Origin of the sequence: Streptomyces sp. NPDC006296 (genome assembly GCF_040613235.1) — a bacterium.
Lineage (GTDB): Bacteria > Actinomycetota > Actinomycetes > Streptomycetales > Streptomycetaceae > Streptomyces.
The window spans coordinates 72,733-89,857 of sequence record NZ_JBEXRT010000027.1; the positions used below are offsets into that span (position 1 = coordinate 72,733).

Annotated in this window: 14 protein-coding genes and 1 pseudogene; 8 read left to right on the top strand and 7 right to left on the bottom strand. The window is 75.1% G+C overall.

Annotation, left to right across the window (positions count from 1 at the left end; genetic code table 11):
- Window positions 1-25: 25 nt before the first annotated feature.
- Together ABZ172_RS19860 and ABZ172_RS19865 are read left to right on the top strand one after the other, a co-directional pair.
- Window positions 26-157 (top strand): annotated as a pseudogene (locus ABZ172_RS19860) (GNAT family N-acetyltransferase); the annotation flags it as partial.
- Between the two features lie 206 nt (window positions 158-363).
- Entirely contained in the window at window positions 364-1,275 is a 912-nt protein-coding gene (locus ABZ172_RS19865) for a GNAT family N-acetyltransferase (RefSeq protein WP_356885037.1), read from the top strand.
- Here the strand turns inward: ABZ172_RS19865 and ABZ172_RS19870 are convergent.
- On the bottom strand, window positions 1,247-2,632 hold the full coding sequence (locus ABZ172_RS19870; RefSeq protein ID WP_356885038.1) for a GH1 family beta-glucosidase: 1,386 nt from the start codon (window positions 2,630-2,632) through the stop codon (window positions 1,247-1,249). The two genes, ABZ172_RS19865 and ABZ172_RS19870, sit on opposite strands and share 29 nt — an antisense overlap.
- A gap of 203 nt (window positions 2,633-2,835) precedes the next feature.
- Here ABZ172_RS19870 and treZ point away from each other — a divergent pair, with 203 nt between their 5' ends.
- A complete protein-coding gene (gene treZ, locus ABZ172_RS19875; RefSeq protein ID WP_356885039.1) occupies window positions 2,836-4,596 on the top strand; it encodes a malto-oligosyltrehalose trehalohydrolase in 1,761 nt (586 codons plus the stop codon).
- Window positions 4,597-4,623: 27 nt separating this feature from the next.
- Here treZ and ABZ172_RS19880 read toward each other — a convergent pair whose 3' ends face one another.
- Window positions 4,624-5,754, bottom strand: coding sequence for an aminopeptidase P family protein (locus ABZ172_RS19880; protein ID WP_356885040.1), 1,131 nt, complete (start codon window positions 5,752-5,754; stop codon window positions 4,624-4,626).
- Between the two features lie 93 nt (window positions 5,755-5,847).
- The gene (locus ABZ172_RS19885) at window positions 5,848-6,474 is read right to left on the bottom strand and encodes a nucleoside/nucleotide kinase family protein (RefSeq protein ID WP_356885041.1); all 627 of its coding nucleotides are present in this window, start codon (window positions 6,472-6,474) and stop codon (window positions 5,848-5,850) included.
- A gap of 123 nt (window positions 6,475-6,597) precedes the next feature.
- On the opposite strand from ABZ172_RS19885, the gene ABZ172_RS19890 reads away from it, so the two are divergent.
- Window positions 6,598-6,984 carry a VOC family protein gene (locus ABZ172_RS19890; protein ID WP_356885042.1) on the top strand — a complete coding sequence of 129 codons (387 nt, stop codon included), beginning with the start codon at window positions 6,598-6,600 and terminating at the stop codon, window positions 6,982-6,984.
- Between the two features lie 66 nt (window positions 6,985-7,050).
- Here the strand turns inward: ABZ172_RS19890 and ABZ172_RS19895 are convergent, their stop codons facing one another.
- The 4 genes from ABZ172_RS19895 to ABZ172_RS19910 form a co-directional block, all read right to left on the bottom strand.
- Window positions 7,051-7,956: a LysR family transcriptional regulator gene (locus ABZ172_RS19895; protein WP_356885043.1), complete on the bottom strand. Its 906-nt coding sequence runs from the start codon at window positions 7,954-7,956 to the stop codon at window positions 7,051-7,053.
- Between the two features lie 28 nt (window positions 7,957-7,984).
- Entirely contained in the window at window positions 7,985-9,202 is a 1,218-nt protein-coding gene (locus ABZ172_RS19900) for a glycine C-acetyltransferase (protein WP_356885044.1), read from the bottom strand.
- A gap of 42 nt (window positions 9,203-9,244) precedes the next feature.
- Window positions 9,245-10,273, bottom strand: a complete 1,029-nt coding sequence (gene tdh, locus ABZ172_RS19905) for an L-threonine 3-dehydrogenase (protein ID WP_356885045.1) — start codon at window positions 10,271-10,273, stop codon at window positions 9,245-9,247.
- 334 nt (window positions 10,274-10,607) lie between these two features.
- Window positions 10,608-11,075, bottom strand: a complete 468-nt coding sequence (locus tag ABZ172_RS19910) for a MarR family transcriptional regulator (RefSeq protein ID WP_356885063.1) — start codon at window positions 11,073-11,075, stop codon at window positions 10,608-10,610.
- A 601-nt stretch (window positions 11,076-11,676) separates the two neighbouring features.
- On the opposite strand from ABZ172_RS19910, the gene ABZ172_RS19915 reads away from it, so the two are divergent.
- The 4 genes from ABZ172_RS19915 (at window position 11,677) to ABZ172_RS19930 (ending at window position 17,067) form a co-directional block, all read left to right on the top strand.
- On the top strand, window positions 11,677-14,091 hold the full coding sequence (locus ABZ172_RS19915) for a GTPase-associated protein 1-related protein (protein WP_356885046.1): 2,415 nt from the start codon (window positions 11,677-11,679) through the stop codon (window positions 14,089-14,091).
- A gap of 95 nt (window positions 14,092-14,186) precedes the next feature.
- The gene (locus ABZ172_RS19920) at window positions 14,187-14,663 is read left to right on the top strand and encodes a hypothetical protein (RefSeq protein ID WP_356885047.1); all 477 of its coding nucleotides are present in this window, start codon (window positions 14,187-14,189) and stop codon (window positions 14,661-14,663) included.
- Window positions 14,664-14,697: 34 nt separating this feature from the next.
- Window positions 14,698-15,423, top strand: a complete 726-nt coding sequence (locus tag ABZ172_RS19925) for a GntR family transcriptional regulator (protein ID WP_356885048.1) — start codon at window positions 14,698-14,700, stop codon at window positions 15,421-15,423.
- 348 nt (window positions 15,424-15,771) lie between these two features.
- On the top strand, window positions 15,772-17,067 hold the full coding sequence (locus tag ABZ172_RS19930) for an amidohydrolase family protein (RefSeq protein ID WP_356885049.1): 1,296 nt from the start codon (window positions 15,772-15,774) through the stop codon (window positions 17,065-17,067).
- Window positions 17,068-17,125: the final 58 nt, after the last annotated feature.

A 17,125-nucleotide genomic window follows, 5' to 3' on the forward strand; every position in this document is an offset into this window, starting at 1 on the left:
CCTTTCCTACGTGCTCGACCACGAGCTCGCCGCCCAGGACGGTGTGGAGCGCATCCGGGCGGCGACGGACCTCGGCGACGTCCCCATGGCGACGTCGTTCGCGCGCCTGGGTCACGTCACCTTCGAGCGTGCCTTCGACATGGTGGGGGACCACTGAGAAAGCGGTGGACGCGAGGGGTCCTGGGGCCGTACCGTCGGCGCCCGGACACCCGCCCGGACAGGGAAGGAGGCGAGACCCGTGCGCGACCCCGGCACCACCCGCAGCACCACGATCACGCGCTCCCCGTCCGCCCGCAGGGCGGTGTCGGACTCGGTCTGACCGGGAGCGCTCGCCCCTCGTCACCGAGTCCCGGAGGACTTCCCATGACCGACCCGGTCATCCGTCCGCTCGTCCCGAGCGACACCCGTCTCTTTCACACGCTCCACGATCCCGGTCTCGTCGGCCGGTCCGCGTTCGGGCACCGCTGGGCCACCGTGGCCGACGGCGGTGAGTACCGCCCCGAGTGGACCTGGGTCGCCCTGCGCGACGGCGTCGTCGTCGCCCGGGCCGCCTGGTGGGGCGGTCCCGAGGACACCGAACCCGTCCTGCTCAACTACTTCGACTTCGCCGAGGGTGAGGACGCGGCGGGCACCGAACTGCTGCGCCGCGCCCCCTGGTCCGTCGAGTACGAACTGATCGTCCCTCCTGCCTGGCGTGCGGCCCCCGAGGTGCGGAAGGCCGCCTCGGCACGGATCGCGGCGGCCGAGGCCGCCGGGATGAAGCCGCTGGTCGAGCGCTACCGGTACGAGTGGACACCCGCGGACGGGCTGCCCGAGCGCCCCGGCCGGCTGGTGTTCCGCGAGGAACCCGACGACGCGGTGGTCCTGGACGTGCTGCGCCGCGTCCACTCCGTGACGCTGGACGCCCACGCGCGGCGCACCATCGCGGGCCCGGGCGGGCTGGAGCAGGCCGCCCGGGAGGAGCTGGACTTCTTCAACTGGTGCCCCTCGCCCCGCTCGTGGTGGCAGCTCGCCCACACCCCGGACGGCGCGCTCGCGGGCATCCAGGTGCCCGCCCGCAATCCGGGCGGCCCGTGCATCGGCTTCATCGGGGTCGTTCCCGAGGCGCGCGGACACGGCTACGGCTACGACCTGCTCGTCGAATGCACCCGCTTCCTCGCCGAGGAGGGCGCCACGGTCGTCGCCGGTGCGACGGACCGGGGCAACGTGCCGATGGCCGCCGCGTTCGCCCGGGCCGGCCACCGCATCACCCAGGAGCGCGTTCACCTGGTGTGAGGGCCGGATCCCCCGTGCGCTGGGCGCGGATCACGTCGCGGTACCAGGCGTACGACTCCTTCGGGGTCCTGCGCAGGGTCGCGTAGTCGATGTGGACCAGCCCGAACCGCTTGCTGGCGCCCTCGGTCCACTCGACGTTGTCGGTCAGCGACCAGGTGAAGTATCCGCGCACGTCGACGCCCGCGTCGATGGCGGTGTGCAGCGCCTCCAGGTGCCCCTCCAGGAAGGCGATGCGGCGGCCGTCGGCGACGGGTTCGTCGACGGCGCAGCCGTTCTCCGTGATGTAGACGGGCGGCAGCCGGTCGCCGAAGCGGTCCCGGAGCTGACCGAGCGTCTCGGCGAGTCCCTGCGGGACGACCGGCCAGCCGAAGTCGGTGGTGTCGTACCCCTCGATCTCCCTGATGCCGAAGGGCAGGCCCGCGGGCATGGAGTAGCCCGAGAGGGACCCGGGTGCGTCGGGCCGGGGCGCGCCGACGAGGGTCGGGTTGTAGTAGTTGACGCCGTACCAGTCGAGGGGGGCGGAGATGACCGCGAGGTCGTCCTCGACGGGTCCGGGCATCAGGGCGGCGAAGCCCTCGTCGGGGTAGCGGCCGGTGAGGACCGGGTCGGCGAACAGCCAGTTGGTGAGGGTGTCGTAGAGCTCCGCGCCCGCACGGTCCTCGTCCGTGTCCCCCGCCGTCCAGACGGGCGAGTGGGAGAGCGCGATCCCGATGTTGCCGGCGCCCGCGGCCCGCAGCGCCCGTACGGCCAGGCCGTGGGCGAGCAGCTGGTGGTGGGCGGCCGGCAGCGCGTCGAAGAGGAGGGTGCGGCCGGGGGCGTGCTCGCCGAGGGCGTAGCCGAGCATCGTCACCTCGGCCGGTTCGTTGATGGTGATCCACATGGGGACCCGGTCGGCGAGCCGCTCGGCGACCATGCCCGCGTACTCGGCGAACCGGTAGGCGGTGTCCCGGTTGAGCCAGCCGCCCGCCTCGTCCAGCGGGAGCGGGGTGTCCCAGTGGTAGAGGGTCGGGGCCGGGGTGATGCCGTGGGCACAGAGCTCGTCGACCAGCCGGTCGTAGAAGTCCAGTCCGGCGGGGTTGAGCGAGCCGCTGCCGCCGGGGACGACCCGCGGCCAGCTGACGGAGAAGCGGAAGGCGTCCGCGCCGAGTCCCGCGAGCAGGGCGACGTCCTCGCGGTAGCGTTCGTGGAAGCCGGTGCCGCGCGTGGTGTCGGTGCCGTCCTTGATGCGGCCGGGCTGGGCGGCGAAGGCGTCCCAGCCGGAGGGCCCCTTGCCGTCGGCGTCGAAGGCCCCCTCCGTCTGGAAGGCGGAGGCGGAAGCGCCCCACAGGAAGCCCGGTGGGAAGGTCGGCACGGTCATCTTCGGCCTCCAGCAGCCGTGGGAGGGACGCGGTGGTACTGCCCGGGCTCATCGTGAATGGGCGGAACCCGGTAGGGCAATGATCAGGACCAGACCCTGATCGCCGGTCGCGGGCCCGCTCCGGTGCCCGGGACCGCGCGTGCGAGTTCCGCCGATCCCGGTGCCTCCGGCGAGCCACCGGGTTCCTGGACGAGGAGTGCTGAATGCAGTTCGAGGTGTGGGCCCCCGGGGCCGGGTCGGCCGCGCTGTGCACGGCGGGCGGACGCCGGACGATGGAGCGCGACGCGCTGCGCCCGGGCTGGTGGACGGCGGAGGCGGAGGCCTCCGGCGGCGACCGCTACGGCTTCTCGCTCGACGGCGGTCCGGTCCTGCCGGATCCGCGCTCCCGGCGCCAGCCGGACGGCCCGGACGGCGAGAGCGCGGTCGTCGACCAGGACGCTTACGCCTGGCGGACCGTCTGGGCGGGGCGCGGGCTGCCGGGCGCGGTCCTGTACGAGCTGCACGTCGGCACGTTCACGGAGGCGGGCACCTTCGACGCCGCGGCCGGACGGCTCGGTCATCTCGTGGACCTCGGTGTCACCCATGTGTCGGTGATGCCCGTCTGTCCGTTCCCCGGAACCCACGGATGGGGGTACGAGGGGGTGTCGCTCTGGGCGGTGCACGAGCCCTACGGCGGTCCGGACGGATTGAAGCGCTTTGTCGACACGGCGCACGGGCTGGGGCTCGCCGTCGTCCTGGACGTGGTCCACAACCACCTGGGCCCCTCGGGCAACCACCTCCCCGCCTTCGGCCCGTACTTCACCGACACCCACCACACCCCCTGGGGTTCGGCCGTCAACCTCGACGCACCGGGCTCGGACGAGGTGCGCGCCTACCTGCTGGGCAGCGCACTCGCCTGGCTGCGGGACTACCGGCTGGACGGGCTGCGTCTGGACGCCGTCCACGCGCTGGCCGACGGCAGGGCGCTCACCTTCCTGGAGGAGCTGTCCGCCGCCGTCGACGCGCTCGCCGCGGAGCTCGGCCGGCCGCTCGGGCTGATCGCGGAGTCCGATCTCTGCGACCCCCGGACGACCACCCCGCGCTCGGAGGGCGGCATCGGGCTGCACGCCCAGTGGAACGACGACTTCCACCACGCCCTGCACACCGCGCTCACCGGCGAGTCCCAGGGCTACTACGCGGACTTCGCGACCGCCCCGCTGGCCGCCCTCGCCAAGACCATGACCAGGGCCTTCTTCCACGACGGGACGTACTCCAGCTTCCGGGGCCGGGGGCACGGACGGCCCGTGGACACCGCGCGGACGCCGGCCCACCGGTTCGTCGGCTACGCGCAGACCCACGACCAGATCGGCAACCGCGCCCTCGGCGACCGGCTCGCCGCCGGGCTCTCCCCGGGCCTCCAGGCGTGTGCGGCGGCGCTGGTGCTCACCGGGCCGTTCACCCCGATGCTGTTCATGGGCGAGGAGTGGGGGGCCCGCACCCCCTGGCAGTTCTTCACCGACCACACCGACGAGGATCTCGCCCGGGCCGTGCGCGAGGGCAGGAGACGGGAGTTCGCGGCGCACGGCTGGGCCGAGGAGGACATCCCCGACCCGCAGGACCCGGCCACCCGGGCCCGCTCCTGCCTGGACTGGAGCGAGCCGGAGCGGGAGCCGCACGCGCGGCTGCACGCCTGGTACCGCGAGCTGATCGCGCTGCGCCGCACCCTGCCGGACCTCTCCGACCCCGACCTGGCGTCGGTGCGGACGGCGTACGACGAGGCGGCCCGCTGGATCGTCTGCCGCCGGGGCGATCTTCGGATCGCCGTCAACCTCTCGGACGTGCCGGCCGCCGTCCCGCTGGGCGCCGGCCGGCACCGGGCCGGCGGGGGCAGGGTGCTGGCCGCCTGGGAGCCGGCCTCCGCCCCCGGCGCCGACGGAGTGCTGCACCTGCCCGCGGAGTCGTGCGTCGTGCTGGCCGACGACTGAACGGCGCCCCGGGGGCGGGCCGCCGTCCTACTCGACGAGCGCCATGCCGCGGTCGGTGGTGTTCAGCCGCCGGCCGCCGCTCTCCGTGACCGTGACGATGTCCTCGATGCGGACGCCGAAGCGGCCCGGGAGGTAGATGCCCGGCTCCACGGAGAAGCACATCCCGGGGACCAGCGGCCGCTCCTCGCCCTCGATCATGTACGGCGGTTCGTGGGTGGTGACGCCGATGCCGTGGCCCGTGCGGTGGATGAAGCGTTCGCCGTAGCCGAACTCGGTGATGACGGCGCGTGCCGCCCGGTCGACGTCCTGGCAGGCCGCTCCGGGCCGTACGGCACCGCAGCCGGCCTCCTGCGCCTCGCGCACGACGTCGTGGACCCGCTGCTCCTCGGCGGTGGGTTCGCCGACGTGGACCGTGCGGGAGGTGTCGGAGCCGTAGCCGTGCTTCAGCCCGCCGAAGTCCAGGACCACCATGTCGCCCCGCTCGATGGTGCGGTCGCCCGCCTCGTGGTGCGGGTTGGCGCCGTTGGGTCCGGAGCCCACCACGGTGAAGTCGACCTGGGAGTGCCCGTGCTCGATGAGGAGCGCGGCCAGGTCGGCGGCCACCTCGCTCTCCCGCCGGCCGGAGAAGCGGACCTTCAGGATCTGCTCGTACGTCGCGTCGGCCGCGGCCCCCGCGGCGGTGAGCCGCTCCAGCTCGGCCGCGTCCTTGACCGCGCGCAGCATCGGCAGGGCCTCGGTCAGCGAGGCGTACGACGTGTCGGGGAGCAGTTCGTGCAGGGCCAGCAGGTGCAGCGCCCAGGCGTTGTCGCTGATCCCGAACCGGCCTGCGGCGTCGAGCAGTCCGGCGGTCAGCGTGTAGGGGTTCGCGGCGTCGGTCCAGTCCCGCAGGGTCAGGGCGGGGGCACCGGCCGCACGTTCGGCGTCCGCCGCCTCCAGGGCCGGGACGACGAGGACGGGGTCCTGGCCCGCCCGCAGGACGAGCAGCGTCAGGCGTTCCGTGTCCGCGGTGGGCCGGTAGCCGGTGAGGTGGACCATGTCCGGGCCCGGTGCCACGAGGACACCGGCCAGGCCCGCGGCGTCCGCCGACTCCGCGGCGCGGGTCATCCTGGCCCGGTAGTCCTCGGCGGTGAAGGGCGGGGGGTGTTCGGTGCTGGGCATGGGTGGTACCTCCTGGCGGGGCGACGCGGCACACAGCATCCTGCCCGTCCGCCCGGACGGACGCGAGCGGTTCCGGGACGTGCCGCGTGCGGCTCAGCCGAGCCGGACGACGAGGTCGGCCCGGTCGCGGTGCCGTTCGACGAGCCGGGCGTTGCGTTCGTCGGAGCCCGCCGCCCGGCGCTCGGCGTGTGCGCGCGTCCGGCCGAACCGCACGTGCCGGTCCACCAGTCGGCGCATCCGCAGGGCGGGGTCGGCGTCCAGGAACCACACCTCGTCCAGCAGGGGGCGCACCGGCGCCCAGGGGCCCTCGTCCAGCAGCAGGTAGTTGCCCTCGGTCACGACGAGGGGGACGTCGGCGGGCACGCGCACGGAACCGGCCACCGGCTCCTCCAGGGCCCGGTCGAAGGCGGGCGCGTACACCGCGTCGGGGCCGTCGGGGCGGCGCAGCCGTCGCAGCAGGGCCGCGTACCCGGCGGCGTCGAAGGTGTCGGGGGCGCCCTTGCGGTCCGTCCGTCCGAGGCGCTCCAGCTCGGCCCCGGCCAGGTGGAAGCCGTCCATCGGGACCAGCACCGCGCTCGCTCCGAGCCCCTCGACGATCCGGGCCGCCAGGGTGGACTTCCCGGCGCCGGGCGCCCCCGCGATGCCGAGGATGCGGCGGGCGCCGGTGCCGGCGAGGCGGCGGGCGCGGTCCGTCAGCGCGGGGAGGTCGCTCGTGTCCATGCCGGGCATTGTCCCCGGCGGAGGACGGCACCCGTTAGTGTTACGTATAATGCACGCGGTTCCTCCCTGCTCCCGGATGTCCCGCACGTCACCGCTCCCGCACCGCCGAGGACGAGGTTCCCCATGTCCCACATCGCCCTGGTCACGCTGGTCGTCCGCGACTACGACGAGGCCCTCTCCTTCTACACCGGCGCCCTCGGGTTCGAACTGGTGGAGGACACGGACCGGGGCGGCGGCTCCCGCTGGGTCGTGGTCCGGCCGCGGGGCTCGGCCGGGACCGGTCTGCTCCTGGCGCGGGCCGGGGACGAGGCACAGCTCGGCAGCGTCGGCGCGCAGACGGGCGGCCGGGTCGGGTTCTTCCTGCACACCGAGGACTTCGCGGGCGACCACGCCCGGATGCGCGCCGCCGGGGTCCGCTTCCTGGAGGAGCCGCGGCACGAGACGTACGGTTCCGTGGCCGTCTTCGAGGACCTGTACGGCAACCGCTGGGACCTGCTCCAGCCGGCCTGAGGCACCCCCCGCCGGGGGCGCGCACCGCATGGTGCGTGAAGAGACCGTGCGCCGTGCGGGCCCCGCCTACGCCGGTCCCGCCGCCGTCCGGAGCGCCCGCAGGACCGGCGCGATCAGCGGGTGCCCCTCGGCGCCCCGGCGGACGGCGGCGAAGACCCGCCGGGTCGGGGCGGCGCCCTCGACCGGCCGGACGACGACACCGCCGAGGTCCGTCCCGCGCAGCGCCGAGCGGGGCACGAGTGCGACTCCGGCGCCCGCCCCGGCCAGCGCGACGACGGCGTGGAAGTCGTCCGACGAGTGCTCCAGCAGGGGCTCGAACCCCGCGTGCTCGCAGGCCAGGACCACCACGTCGTGGCACGGGTTGCCCGGGTACGGGCCGATCCACGGGTCCGCGGCGAGATCGGCGACGGCGACGTGGTCCTGGCCGGCCAGGCGGTGGCCGACCGGCAGCACCGCGTCGAAGGGCTCGGAGTACAGCGGCACCCGGGTCAGCCTGCGGTCGTCGGCACCGGGCGCGCCCCGGTACTCGACGGCGACCGCCACATCGACCTGGCGGTCCAGCACCATCGGCACGCTGGCGTCGCCCTCCGCGTCCTGGACCCGCACGCGGATCCCCGGCGCAGTCAGGGTGAGCTCGGCGATCGCGGGGGCGAGGACGAGGCCGATGCCCGTGGCGAACGCGGCGACGGTGACCGTCCCGGCCACCCCCGCGCCGTAGTCGGCGAGCTCCGCCTCGGCCCGCTCCAGCTGGGCGAGGACCGCGTTGGCGTGGGTCAGCAGGATCTCCCCCGCCGCGGTCATCCGGGCACCGCGCGCGCCCCGCTCGACCAGCCGGTGGCCGGTCTCCTGCTCCAGGGCGGCGAGCTGCTGGGAGACCGCCGACGGGGTCAGGTACAGCGCGGCGGCCGCGGCGGTCACCGTGCGGTGGTCGGCCACCGCACGGAGGATGCGCAGCCGCCGTGCATCGATCATGCGCACATTGTCCCAGCTCGCGCGGGTGCTACGCCTCCAGCGCGGCCCGCGCGTCGACGAAGGCGTCCACGGCGCGGTCGACGTCCTCGGTGGAGTGCGCGGCGGAGAGCTGGACGCGGATGCGGGCGGCCCCCTGCGGGACGACGGGGTAGGAGAACCCGATCACGTACACCCCGCGTTCGAGGAGCAGCTCGGCCATCCTGGCCGCCTCCGCCGCGTCCCCGATCATCACGGGGGCGATGGCGTGGTCGCCGGGCAGGATGTCGAAGCCCTCCTGGGTCATCCGCGAGCGGAAGAGCGCGGTGTTGGCGGCGAGCCGGTCGCGCAGCTCGCCCGCGGACTCCAGGAGGTCGATGACCTTGAGGGAGGCGGCGGCGATGACCGGGGCGAGCGAGTTGGAGAAGAGGTACGGGCGCGAGCGCTGGCGCAGCAGTGCGACGATCTCGGCACGGGCGGCGACGTAACCGCCGGAGGCGCCGCCCAGTGCCTTGCCGAGCGTGCCCGTGATGATGTCGACCCGGTCCATGACCCCGTGCAGCTCGGGGGTGCCCCGGCCGCCGGGGCCGACGAAGCCGACGGCGTGCGAGTCGTCGACCATGACCATGGCGTCGTAGCGGTCGGCGAGGTCGCAGATCTCGGCGAGCGGGGCGACGTAGCCGTCCATGGAGAAGACGCCGTCGGTGACGACGAGGCGGCGGCGCGCGCCGGAGGCCTCCTTGAGCTGCTTCTCCAGATCGGCCATGTCGCGGTTGGCGTAGCGGTGGCGCTTGGCCTTGGAGAGGCGGATGCCGTCGATGATGGAGGCGTGGTTGAGGGCGTCGGAGATCACCGCGTCCTCGGGGCCCAGCAGCGTCTCGAAGACTCCGCCGTTGGCGTCGAAGCAGGAGGAGTAGAGGATCGTGTCCTCCTGGCCGAGGAAGGCCGAGAGCCGCTGCTCCAGCTCCTTGTGCACCTCCTGGGTGCCGCAGATGAAGCGGACGGACGCGAGCCCGTAGCCCCAGCGGTCCAGCGCCTCGTGCGCGGCGGCGACGACCTCGGGGTGGTCGGCGAGACCCAGGTAGTTGTTGGCGCAGAAGTTGAGCACCTGGCCGCCGCCGCCCTCCCCGGCGGTCGCGGCCGACCCCATGGAGGTGACGGAGACGGTGGCGGACTGCGGGGTGCCGATGACCCGCTCGGGCTTCTGGAGCCCGGCGTCACGGATCTCGTCGAGGGTGGTGCGCAGATCGTCGCGTACGGAATCGAACATGAAGGGTGTCTCCCAGGTGGATACGGGTGCGTACGAGGAGCGTCAGGCGGTCCAGTCGAGGAGAACCTTGCCACCGAGGCCACTCGCGGCGTCATCGAACGCGGCTTCGAAGTCGCGGTAGCCGTACCGGCCGGTGATCACCGGGGCGAGGTCGAGTCCGCCCTCCAGGAGGACGGACATGGCGTACCAGGTCTCGTACATCTCGCGGCCGTAGATGCCCTTGATCGTCAGCATGGAGGTGACGATCCGGGACCAGTCGACGGGGAACTCGGCGGCCGGCAGGCCGAGCATGGCGATCCGGCCGCCGTGCGTCATGTTCGCGATCATGTCGCGCATGGCCTCGGGGCGCCCCGACATCTCCAGGCCGATGTCGAAGCCCTCGCGCAGGCCGAGCGTCCGCTGGCCGTCGGCGATGGTCCCGCCGGCGACGTTCAGGGCGAGGTCCACCCCGACCTTCCGGGCGAGGTCGAGCCGGGCCTCGCTGACATCGGTGATGACGACGTTGCGGGCACCCGCGTGGCGGGCCACGGCGGCGGCCATGATGCCGATCGGACCGGCGCCGGTGATCAGGACGTCCTCACCGACCAGGGGGAAGGACAGCGCGGTGTGCACGGCGTTGCCGAACGGGTCGAAGATCGCGGCGATGTCGAGGTCGACCCGGTCCCGGTGCACCCAGACGTTCGAGGCGGGCAGCGCCAGGTACTCGGCGAAGGCCCCGTCCCGGCCGACCCCGAGGCCGAGGGTGGAACGGCACAGGTGCCGGCGCCCGGCGAGGCAGTTGCGGCACTTCCCGCAGACCAGGTGGCCCTCGCCGCTGACCAGGTCGCCGACCTTGATGTCGACGACGTCGGCGCCGATCCCGGCGACCTCGCCGACGAACTCGTGGCCCAGGACGAGCGGGGTGCGGACGGCCTGCTGCGCCCAGCCGTCGTAGTCGCGGATGTGCAGGTCGGTGCCGCAGATCCCGGTGCGGAGGACCTTGATCAGCACGTCCCCGGGGCCGGTCTCCGGCTCGGGCACGTCCATCAGCCACAGTCCCGGCTCGGCCTTGTGCTTCACGAGTGCCTTCACGGCTGCGGCTCCCTGTACGTGGTGCGTGATGGACACCCCGGTCCCGGACGGGCCGGGGTGCGGCCCGGGGGCGTGGGGTGGGACGGCGGCGGACGGGACGGGGCGGACCCTCTGTCACCGCGCTCTCGGCCGTCACCGAGCAATGTGCCGCATCCGGCCGCTCCGGTCCATCGAGGATTTCTTAAGCGCGGCCGTAGATCAGCTTCAGGCCCGGCGGGACGGCCTTGCCCGGAACCGGCCCCGGGGCACCGCCCGCACCCCTCGGCGGTGTCCGTCCGCCCCGTGCAGGTCCGGGTGCGCGGGCCGGTCCGGCACCCCACGGCCCCGGGCCCGCTCAGGCCGGCCGGCCCGGCCGCGGCCAGGGCCGTCCGTCGAGGTGCTCGATGTCGCTGTTGAGGCGTTCGAGGTACGCGGCGAGGTCGGCGACCTCGGCGGGTGACCACGCGGCCATGACGCGCTCCAGGCCGCTGATGTTCTGCGCGCGCTCCGCGTCGAGTCCGGCCTCGCCCTCGGCGGTGATGCGGAACTTGCGGGCGATACCTCCGTCGGGATCCGGGATGCGCTCGACGAGGCCCGCCCGGAGCATGGCGGCGGTCTGCCGGTTCAGGGTGGAGGCGTCGAGGCCGAAGGCGTCGCTGAGCTGCCCGATGGACATCGGACCCTGCACCCGGATCCGGCTCAGCAGGGTGTACGCGCTGCGGTCGAGACGCCCGCCGCCCCGCCCGGACCGGGGTGCGCCGAGCTGGAGGTACCGGCCCAGCAGCATCGTCTCGAACTCGATCAGGTGGATCGCCTTGTCCATCGCCTGCGTCACGGTCCTTCGCTCACCCGCCTGCGCGGTGCCTCGGGGCTCTCCACGGCACGTATACCACCCGGCCGCCGCACCCGCCGCCCGGTGCGCCGCCCCCTCTCCCCGGGCCGTGGAGGTCCGCGGGCCGCCGGGCGCCGGTCGCCGTCCCCGCCCCCGCGGGGCACGGGCCCGCACGTCTGCGCCGGGTCGCGGGGACCGGGACGCCTGACCCCGGGTCACGGGGACCGGGACGCCCGGCCGCGGGACACGGAGCCGCGCGCCTGACCGCAGGTCACGGAGGTGCGGGTGCCCGGCCGTCGGCGGCCGGCCGGGGACGGGAGCACGTCCGGGGGGAGCCCCGTGACCGGCCGGCCCCGTCCGCTCCGCGGCTCCGGGGGCGGGAGCCGCCCCGGGAGTGCGGCCGGCCCGGGACGGCTCGATCAGGTGTGCGGCCCAACGGGGCGTCAGGGCTTGATAGCGTCGCCCGCACGACTACGGAAAGCTCCCCGCCGGGGTCGTCGCTCCGCCGGGCCGGGCCGCACCGACAGGGCGGCGAGCGGCGGTCGGTGCGTGGGTCGGGGACGCACGTGGCAGGGACGATGAGGGCCTACGCATGAGCCTCCCGCAGTTGCACTACACCTCCGTGGCGCCCGGGGACGAGGTGCCCGCCGGCCGGTTCACCGCGGTGGACCCCGCGATAGCCGGACCGGTGCGCGCGGAGGCCGCGCCGCTCCTGGCGTACGACGCCCCGGAGGGCGTCCCGGACCGGCTCGCCGACGCCCGGCTCCGCTCGCTGCCGGTGGCCTTCGGCTTCGCCGCGCTCTCCGACGGCAGTCATCTCCTGAGCCGTACGGTGGCCACGGGCGCGGGCGGCTTCCACGCCCACGCCGTGCATCTGCCGCCCGGCGTGCCGATCCCCGGCCGGGCGCTCCCCGTCGCCGCGTGGGGGGCCGCGGGGTGGCTCTCCGCGACGCCCGGCCGCATGCTCTCCGACCCGCTGACCTCGCTGGCGACCGCGTCCGGTCCCTCGCAGGGGCTCACCCGGGAGGGGCTCGGTGACTTCGCGGTGTCCCGCGGCCCGTGGATCGCCGCCGTGCTCGGCGATCTGCGCCGGGTGAGCGAGGACCCGTCCGCGCCGCCGGTGGTGCTCGTGGAGCGGCAGAGCGCGGACGTGGCCCGCTGGGTCGCGCTGGCCACCGCCGTCCTGCCGCGGGAGTACGCCGAGCGGCTGACCTTCACCACGTACACCCGGCGTCCCGGCCGCACCGCGCACCAGGTCGTCGGGGTCCTCCCGGAGGACGCGCCCGACGTCCGCGACCCGCGCTTCCGGGTGCACACCGCCTCGGGTCCGCGCCCCGTCGGGACCGTGGACGACGCCTGGGCGGCCACGGCGGCCCGGATCTGGCGCAGCCGGTCCCCCGAGCTGTTCCGGGAGGCGGCGGAGCTCCCCGGCGAACCGTTCGCCGCCGGGCCGCTGGCCGTCACGGCGCTCGGCGCCGGCATCGCGCTCGGGTCCGGGGAGCGGGCCGCGGCGGCGGACTGGGCGGCGGAACGGCCGTACGCGCTGGACGAGAAGCGCACCGTGCAGCTGGCCGACGCGCTGACCGCGCCCGCCGACGACCGTACGGCCGCGGAGTCCGCTGCGGCCCTGCGCCTGCTGACGGCGCTCGACGGCCGCTGCCCCGCCACCGTCACGGCTCCGCTGGCCGCGCTGCTGGTGACGGAGGCGGTGCGGGGCGAGGACGTGGATCTGGAGCCTCCGTCGCGTACGGCCTTCGAGGAGCCGGCCGGGGAGCGCGCGCTCGCCGCGCTCGTCGAGGAGCTCGGCGACGAACTGCTGGCGGAGCTGGCCGCCGGGGCGGCCCGGGGCGTCGCACGGACCGTGCAGCTGCTGCGGATCGCCCGGCTCCTCGGGCTCGACTGCACGGACCTGCTGCCCGCCGTGGTCGGCCGGCTGGCCCGCGCGCTGCTCGACGATCCGGAGGCGGGTGCCTGCCGCGCGCTGCCGGACCTGCTGGACGAGCAGTTCGACGTCCGTACGGCGCTGCTGGGCGAGCTGGACCGGATCGCCCCGGACCGGCCGTCGGACGCGGAGCTGCTGCTGGTCCGGGTGACGCTGCCGTTCACCGGGACGCAGACCCTGCCGCATCTGCGGATGTGCGCGGAGGCACCCGGCGCGCGGGCGCGGGGCACGGACCGGCTGACGGTCCTGCACACGGTGCTGCGCGCGGCGGGCATGTCGCCGTTCGCCGAGCCGCTGGTGCTGCGGACCGCCGTCGGGCTGGTGTGGGGCGCGGACACCCCGACGGCCGAGGAGGCGCGGGCGCTGCTGGGCGGAACCACGTCCGACGCGCACCGGGCGGCGGGCACCTGGTCGCACCTGGTCGAGGCCGCGCTGGCCGCGCCCGCGGGCGACGAGGACGCCACCGAGCTCGCCCACGACCTGCTGCGCGGCTTCCCGCAGGAGCTCACGGCACCGGTGCGGGCCCGTCTGATGCTGCTGGACTTCGCCCGCGAACTGCGCTCGGGTGCTCCGGAACCGGGCTGGGCGGACCGCGCCCGGACGCTGCGCACCCGCGCCGAACCGGCCGGCGCCCTCCCCCTGGAGCACGCGCTCACCGCCCTGGCCGACCGGTTGCTCGCTCCCGGGCGGCCCGGGGACGAGCTGTACGCCTTCGTGCACAGCGCGGACGAGGACCTGATGGCGGCGTACGGCCGGGCGGCCCGGGGCGACGCGGTCCTGGCGCTGCTGGGGGCGGACCCCGGGTACGTGGCGGACTGCTTCACGGTGTGGAGCGCCCACCCGCACGCGGGTGCGGACTGGACCCGGACCGGGAGCGCCCTGCTGGAGGAGGTGCTGCGGCCGGTTGTGCGCGGGCTGTCCGCGGAGGACCTGGCGGCGGTCGAGCGTGCCGTGGAGTCCGAGGGGAACAGCCGCACCCTCGACGCGTTCCGCGCCTGGAACCGGCCCTCGCGCTCCCTGGGCCGGCTCGGCAGACGCATAGCCGGGCGGGTGCGCAGGGGGTGACGAGGTCGTCGGGCACACGGCCCGGCGGGTACCGTGGGGCGTTCTGATCTCGTGTGCCTCCTGGCGGGCTGCGTGACATCCCAGGAGGAGACGGCATGACGACGAACCGCGGGCGCAAGGACGTGATCCGCGACCGGATGGCCGCGACCGGCGAGTCGTACAACGTCGCCGCGCGGAACCTGAAGGCGATGAAGGACATGGGCGCCACCCGCGAGGCGCTGCTGCTGCAGCGGTGGCAGCCTGCCGAGTCGCTGGACGTGCCGTGTCCGTGCGGCGGGACGTGCGAACCCGGCGAGACCTGCGACCACTGCCACGCCCGGCACCGGCACGTGAAGCGCTACCCGGGCAGCGTCACGGACGTGGAGGTCTGGGCCGACCGCTACGAGTGCCAGGGCTGCTCCTCCTCGTACACGCTGACCGTTCACCTGGCGGGGCGCCCCTGGGGCGTGGCCGAGACGGTGGTGCGGGGCGGTTCGGCCGAGGAGGTCGTGCGGGCGCGGGTGTTCCCCGGGGTGGCGCACCCGCTGCTGCGGGCCGGGACGGCCTCGGAGTCCGGGTCCGACGAGGACTAGGAGCTCCCTCCGGGGCGCACCGGGCGGAGCACGGATGAAGGCGGAACAGGTGGCGGACGCGGGCGACGGCGGTTCCGGGGCTCCGGCGCCGGGGACCACGGGGGTGCGGGGAACCACGGGGCAGGCCCCGCTCAGTGCGCGGGCGCGTGAGGCCGTCCTGCAGCGGATCGTCGACCGGCGCTACGCACAGGGCGCCCGGCTCGTCGAGCGTGAGGTCGCCGAGGAGCTCAGCATGTCCCGGGTGCCCGTGCGCGAGGCGCTGCGCGCCCTGGTCGCGGAAGGTCTGCTGGAGCTGCTCCCGCACAGCGGGGTCCGCGTCCGGCGCCTGGAGCACGCCGACGTCGAGCACCTGTACGAGGTCTGGGAGCCCCTGGCGGTGCAGGCGTCGCGGCTCGCGGCGCGCGCCGTGGCGGCGGGCGACACCCGGGGGCGGGCCGGTCTGCGGGCGGCGCTGCGACAGGCCGAGTCGGCCGCCGCGTCGGACGAGGGGACGCGCGAGGTCGCCGCCCACACGGCCTTCCACGAGGGTGTCGTCGCGATGTCCGGCAACCCGCTGCTGGTCCGCACCATGGAGCAGCTGAGCTGGCAGCTCCGGCTGCTCTTCGGCATGCGCGAGGAGCCCGCGCACATGCGGGCCCAGCACGCGGAGATGTACCGGCACATCTCCGCCGGCGACGCGGAGGCCGCTGCGGCGAGCACGCTGCTGCACGTGCGCGACAGCAGGGCGGTCGCCCTGCGCTCGCTGTTCGGCGACGCCTGAGGGGTGTCGCGGGCCCGGTGACAGCCGGGCGGGGACGCGCGGCCGGTGACGGGCGGGGGCGGGCCGCGGAGGTACCGGGCCGCGCGGCCCCGCGAACCCTGACCTCCGGCGGCTTCGGCGGTCAGGCGGTCAGGCGGTCAGGCGGTCAGGCGGTCAGGCGGTCAGGCGGTCAGGCGGTCAGGCGGTCAGTTCCGGTATACCAGGGTGGTTCGCGTACCCCTGGAAGCGAAGGAGGAGGCACTCCAGACCCCCACAATTACCCGCTTGTTCCACACGGACCTTGATCGCACCCTCATCCTTGGTATACAAACTGGGTCAGTCCTCGGCCCACTCCCCCAAGGAGCCCTCATGTGCGTCGAAGCCCTCCCCCCGCCGTCCGGCAGGCTGACCCGCCGCGGGGTCCTCGCCGGGGCGGCCGCCCTCGCCGGGACCGCTGCCGCGGCCGCTCCCGCCGCGGCCGCGGAGCGGGACGCCCCGTCAGCCACCGCGCGGAGCAGGTCCGGCGGCGCGGTGCGCGGCGGCAGCCTGGTCATCAGGGGCGGCACCCTGCTCGACCCGGCCACCGGCGAGGTCACCGAGAACGCCGTCGTCGTCATCCGGGACGGGACGGTGAGCGCGGCCGGCCGGCTCCGCGACGTGGCGGTGCCGGACGGCGCCGAGGTCCTGGACGCGCACGGGCGGTGGGTGCTGCCCGGGCTGGTCGACGCGCACATCCACCTGAGCACGGCCGCGGAGGCCCGGGACGCCGTCCGTCAGGGCGCGACCAGCGCACGCAGCGGCTCGACGTCGTTCTACCAGGACATCGCCGTCCGCGAACTCGCCCGGCACAGCCCGGCTCTCGCGCCCCGGCTGACCGCCGCGGGTGTGTTCGTCACCCCGGACCTCGGCGAGACGGTGCTGGCCGATCCGGACCTCACGCCGCTCGCCCGGCTGAAGGACGGCGTCCGGTCGGCCGAGGCGCTGCGCCGTGTGGTGGAGGTGAACGCCGCCCGGGGCGCGGACGTGATCAAGACGCGGGTCAACGAGCGCGCCGGGCTGCCCGAGCAGGACCCGCTCACCCAGGTGTACTCGCACGAGCAGCTCTCCGAGATCGTCACCGCGGCCCGGCGGCGCGGCAAGGGAGTGCTCTGCCACAGCTACGGCGAGCGAGGCTGCCACGACGCCGTCACCGCCGGAATCCGCTCCCTGGAACACGGCGTGTTCGTCGCGGAGCGCACCCTGGCCGAGATGCGTCGCCGGGGTACGTACTTCACGCCGACCCTGACCGCCATAGCCGGCCTGGCACAGTCCGCGGACCCGGTCCTCGCGGAGCGGGGGCGCACCTACCTCCCGGTGCTGAAGCGGGCGGTCCTCGCCGCACACGAACGCGGCGTCCCGCTCGCCGCGGGCACCGACTCCTCCGGCGGCACGGTGCGCCCGATCGGCCGGGAGGTGGAGCTGATGCGCGCGGCCGGGCTGCCCGCACTCGACGCGATCCGCACCGCCACGACGGGCGCGGCCCGCCTCCTCGGACTGGAGCGCACGGTGGGCCGCCTCGCGCGCGGATTCGCGGGTGACGCGATCCTCGTGGACGGGGACCCACTGGCCGACGTCACCGTCCTCACCCGGCCGATGCGGGTGGTCAGGGCCGGCACCGCGGTCTGACCCGAAGGCCCCGCACCCCCGCACCCCGTCACTCCCCCGCCCTCGCACTTCCCCCCTC

Bases quoted from the DNA above. Each gene is read 5' to 3' on its own strand.
- ABZ172_RS19885 (WP_356885041.1), bottom strand. From the start codon at position 6,474: ATGGACACGAGCGACCTCCCCGCGCTGACGGACCGCGCCCGCCGCCTC.
- ABZ172_RS19865 (WP_356885037.1), top strand. From the start codon at position 364: ATGACCGACCCGGTCATCCGTCCGCTCGTCCCGAGCGACACCCGTCTC.
- ABZ172_RS19920 (WP_356885047.1), top strand. From the start codon at position 14,187: ATGACGACGAACCGCGGGCGCAAGGACGTGATCCGCGACCGGATGGCC.
- ABZ172_RS19910 (WP_356885063.1), bottom strand. From the start codon at position 11,075: ATGGACAAGGCGATCCACCTGATCGAGTTCGAGACGATGCTGCTGGGC.
- ABZ172_RS19930 (WP_356885049.1), top strand. From the start codon at position 15,772: ATGTGCGTCGAAGCCCTCCCCCCGCCGTCCGGCAGGCTGACCCGCCGC.
- ABZ172_RS19925 (WP_356885048.1), top strand. From the start codon at position 14,698: ATGAAGGCGGAACAGGTGGCGGACGCGGGCGACGGCGGTTCCGGGGCT.
- treZ (WP_356885039.1), top strand. From the start codon at position 2,836: ATGCAGTTCGAGGTGTGGGCCCCCGGGGCCGGGTCGGCCGCGCTGTGC.
- ABZ172_RS19915 (WP_356885046.1), top strand. From the start codon at position 11,677: ATGAGCCTCCCGCAGTTGCACTACACCTCCGTGGCGCCCGGGGACGAG.
- ABZ172_RS19890 (WP_356885042.1), top strand. From the start codon at position 6,598: ATGTCCCACATCGCCCTGGTCACGCTGGTCGTCCGCGACTACGACGAG.
- ABZ172_RS19870 (WP_356885038.1), bottom strand. From the start codon at position 2,632: ATGACCGTGCCGACCTTCCCACCGGGCTTCCTGTGGGGCGCTTCCGCC.
- ABZ172_RS19900 (WP_356885044.1), bottom strand. From the start codon at position 9,202: ATGTTCGATTCCGTACGCGACGATCTGCGCACCACCCTCGACGAGATC.
- ABZ172_RS19895 (WP_356885043.1), bottom strand. From the start codon at position 7,956: ATGATCGATGCACGGCGGCTGCGCATCCTCCGTGCGGTGGCCGACCAC.
- ABZ172_RS19880 (WP_356885040.1), bottom strand. From the start codon at position 5,754: ATGCCCAGCACCGAACACCCCCCGCCCTTCACCGCCGAGGACTACCGG.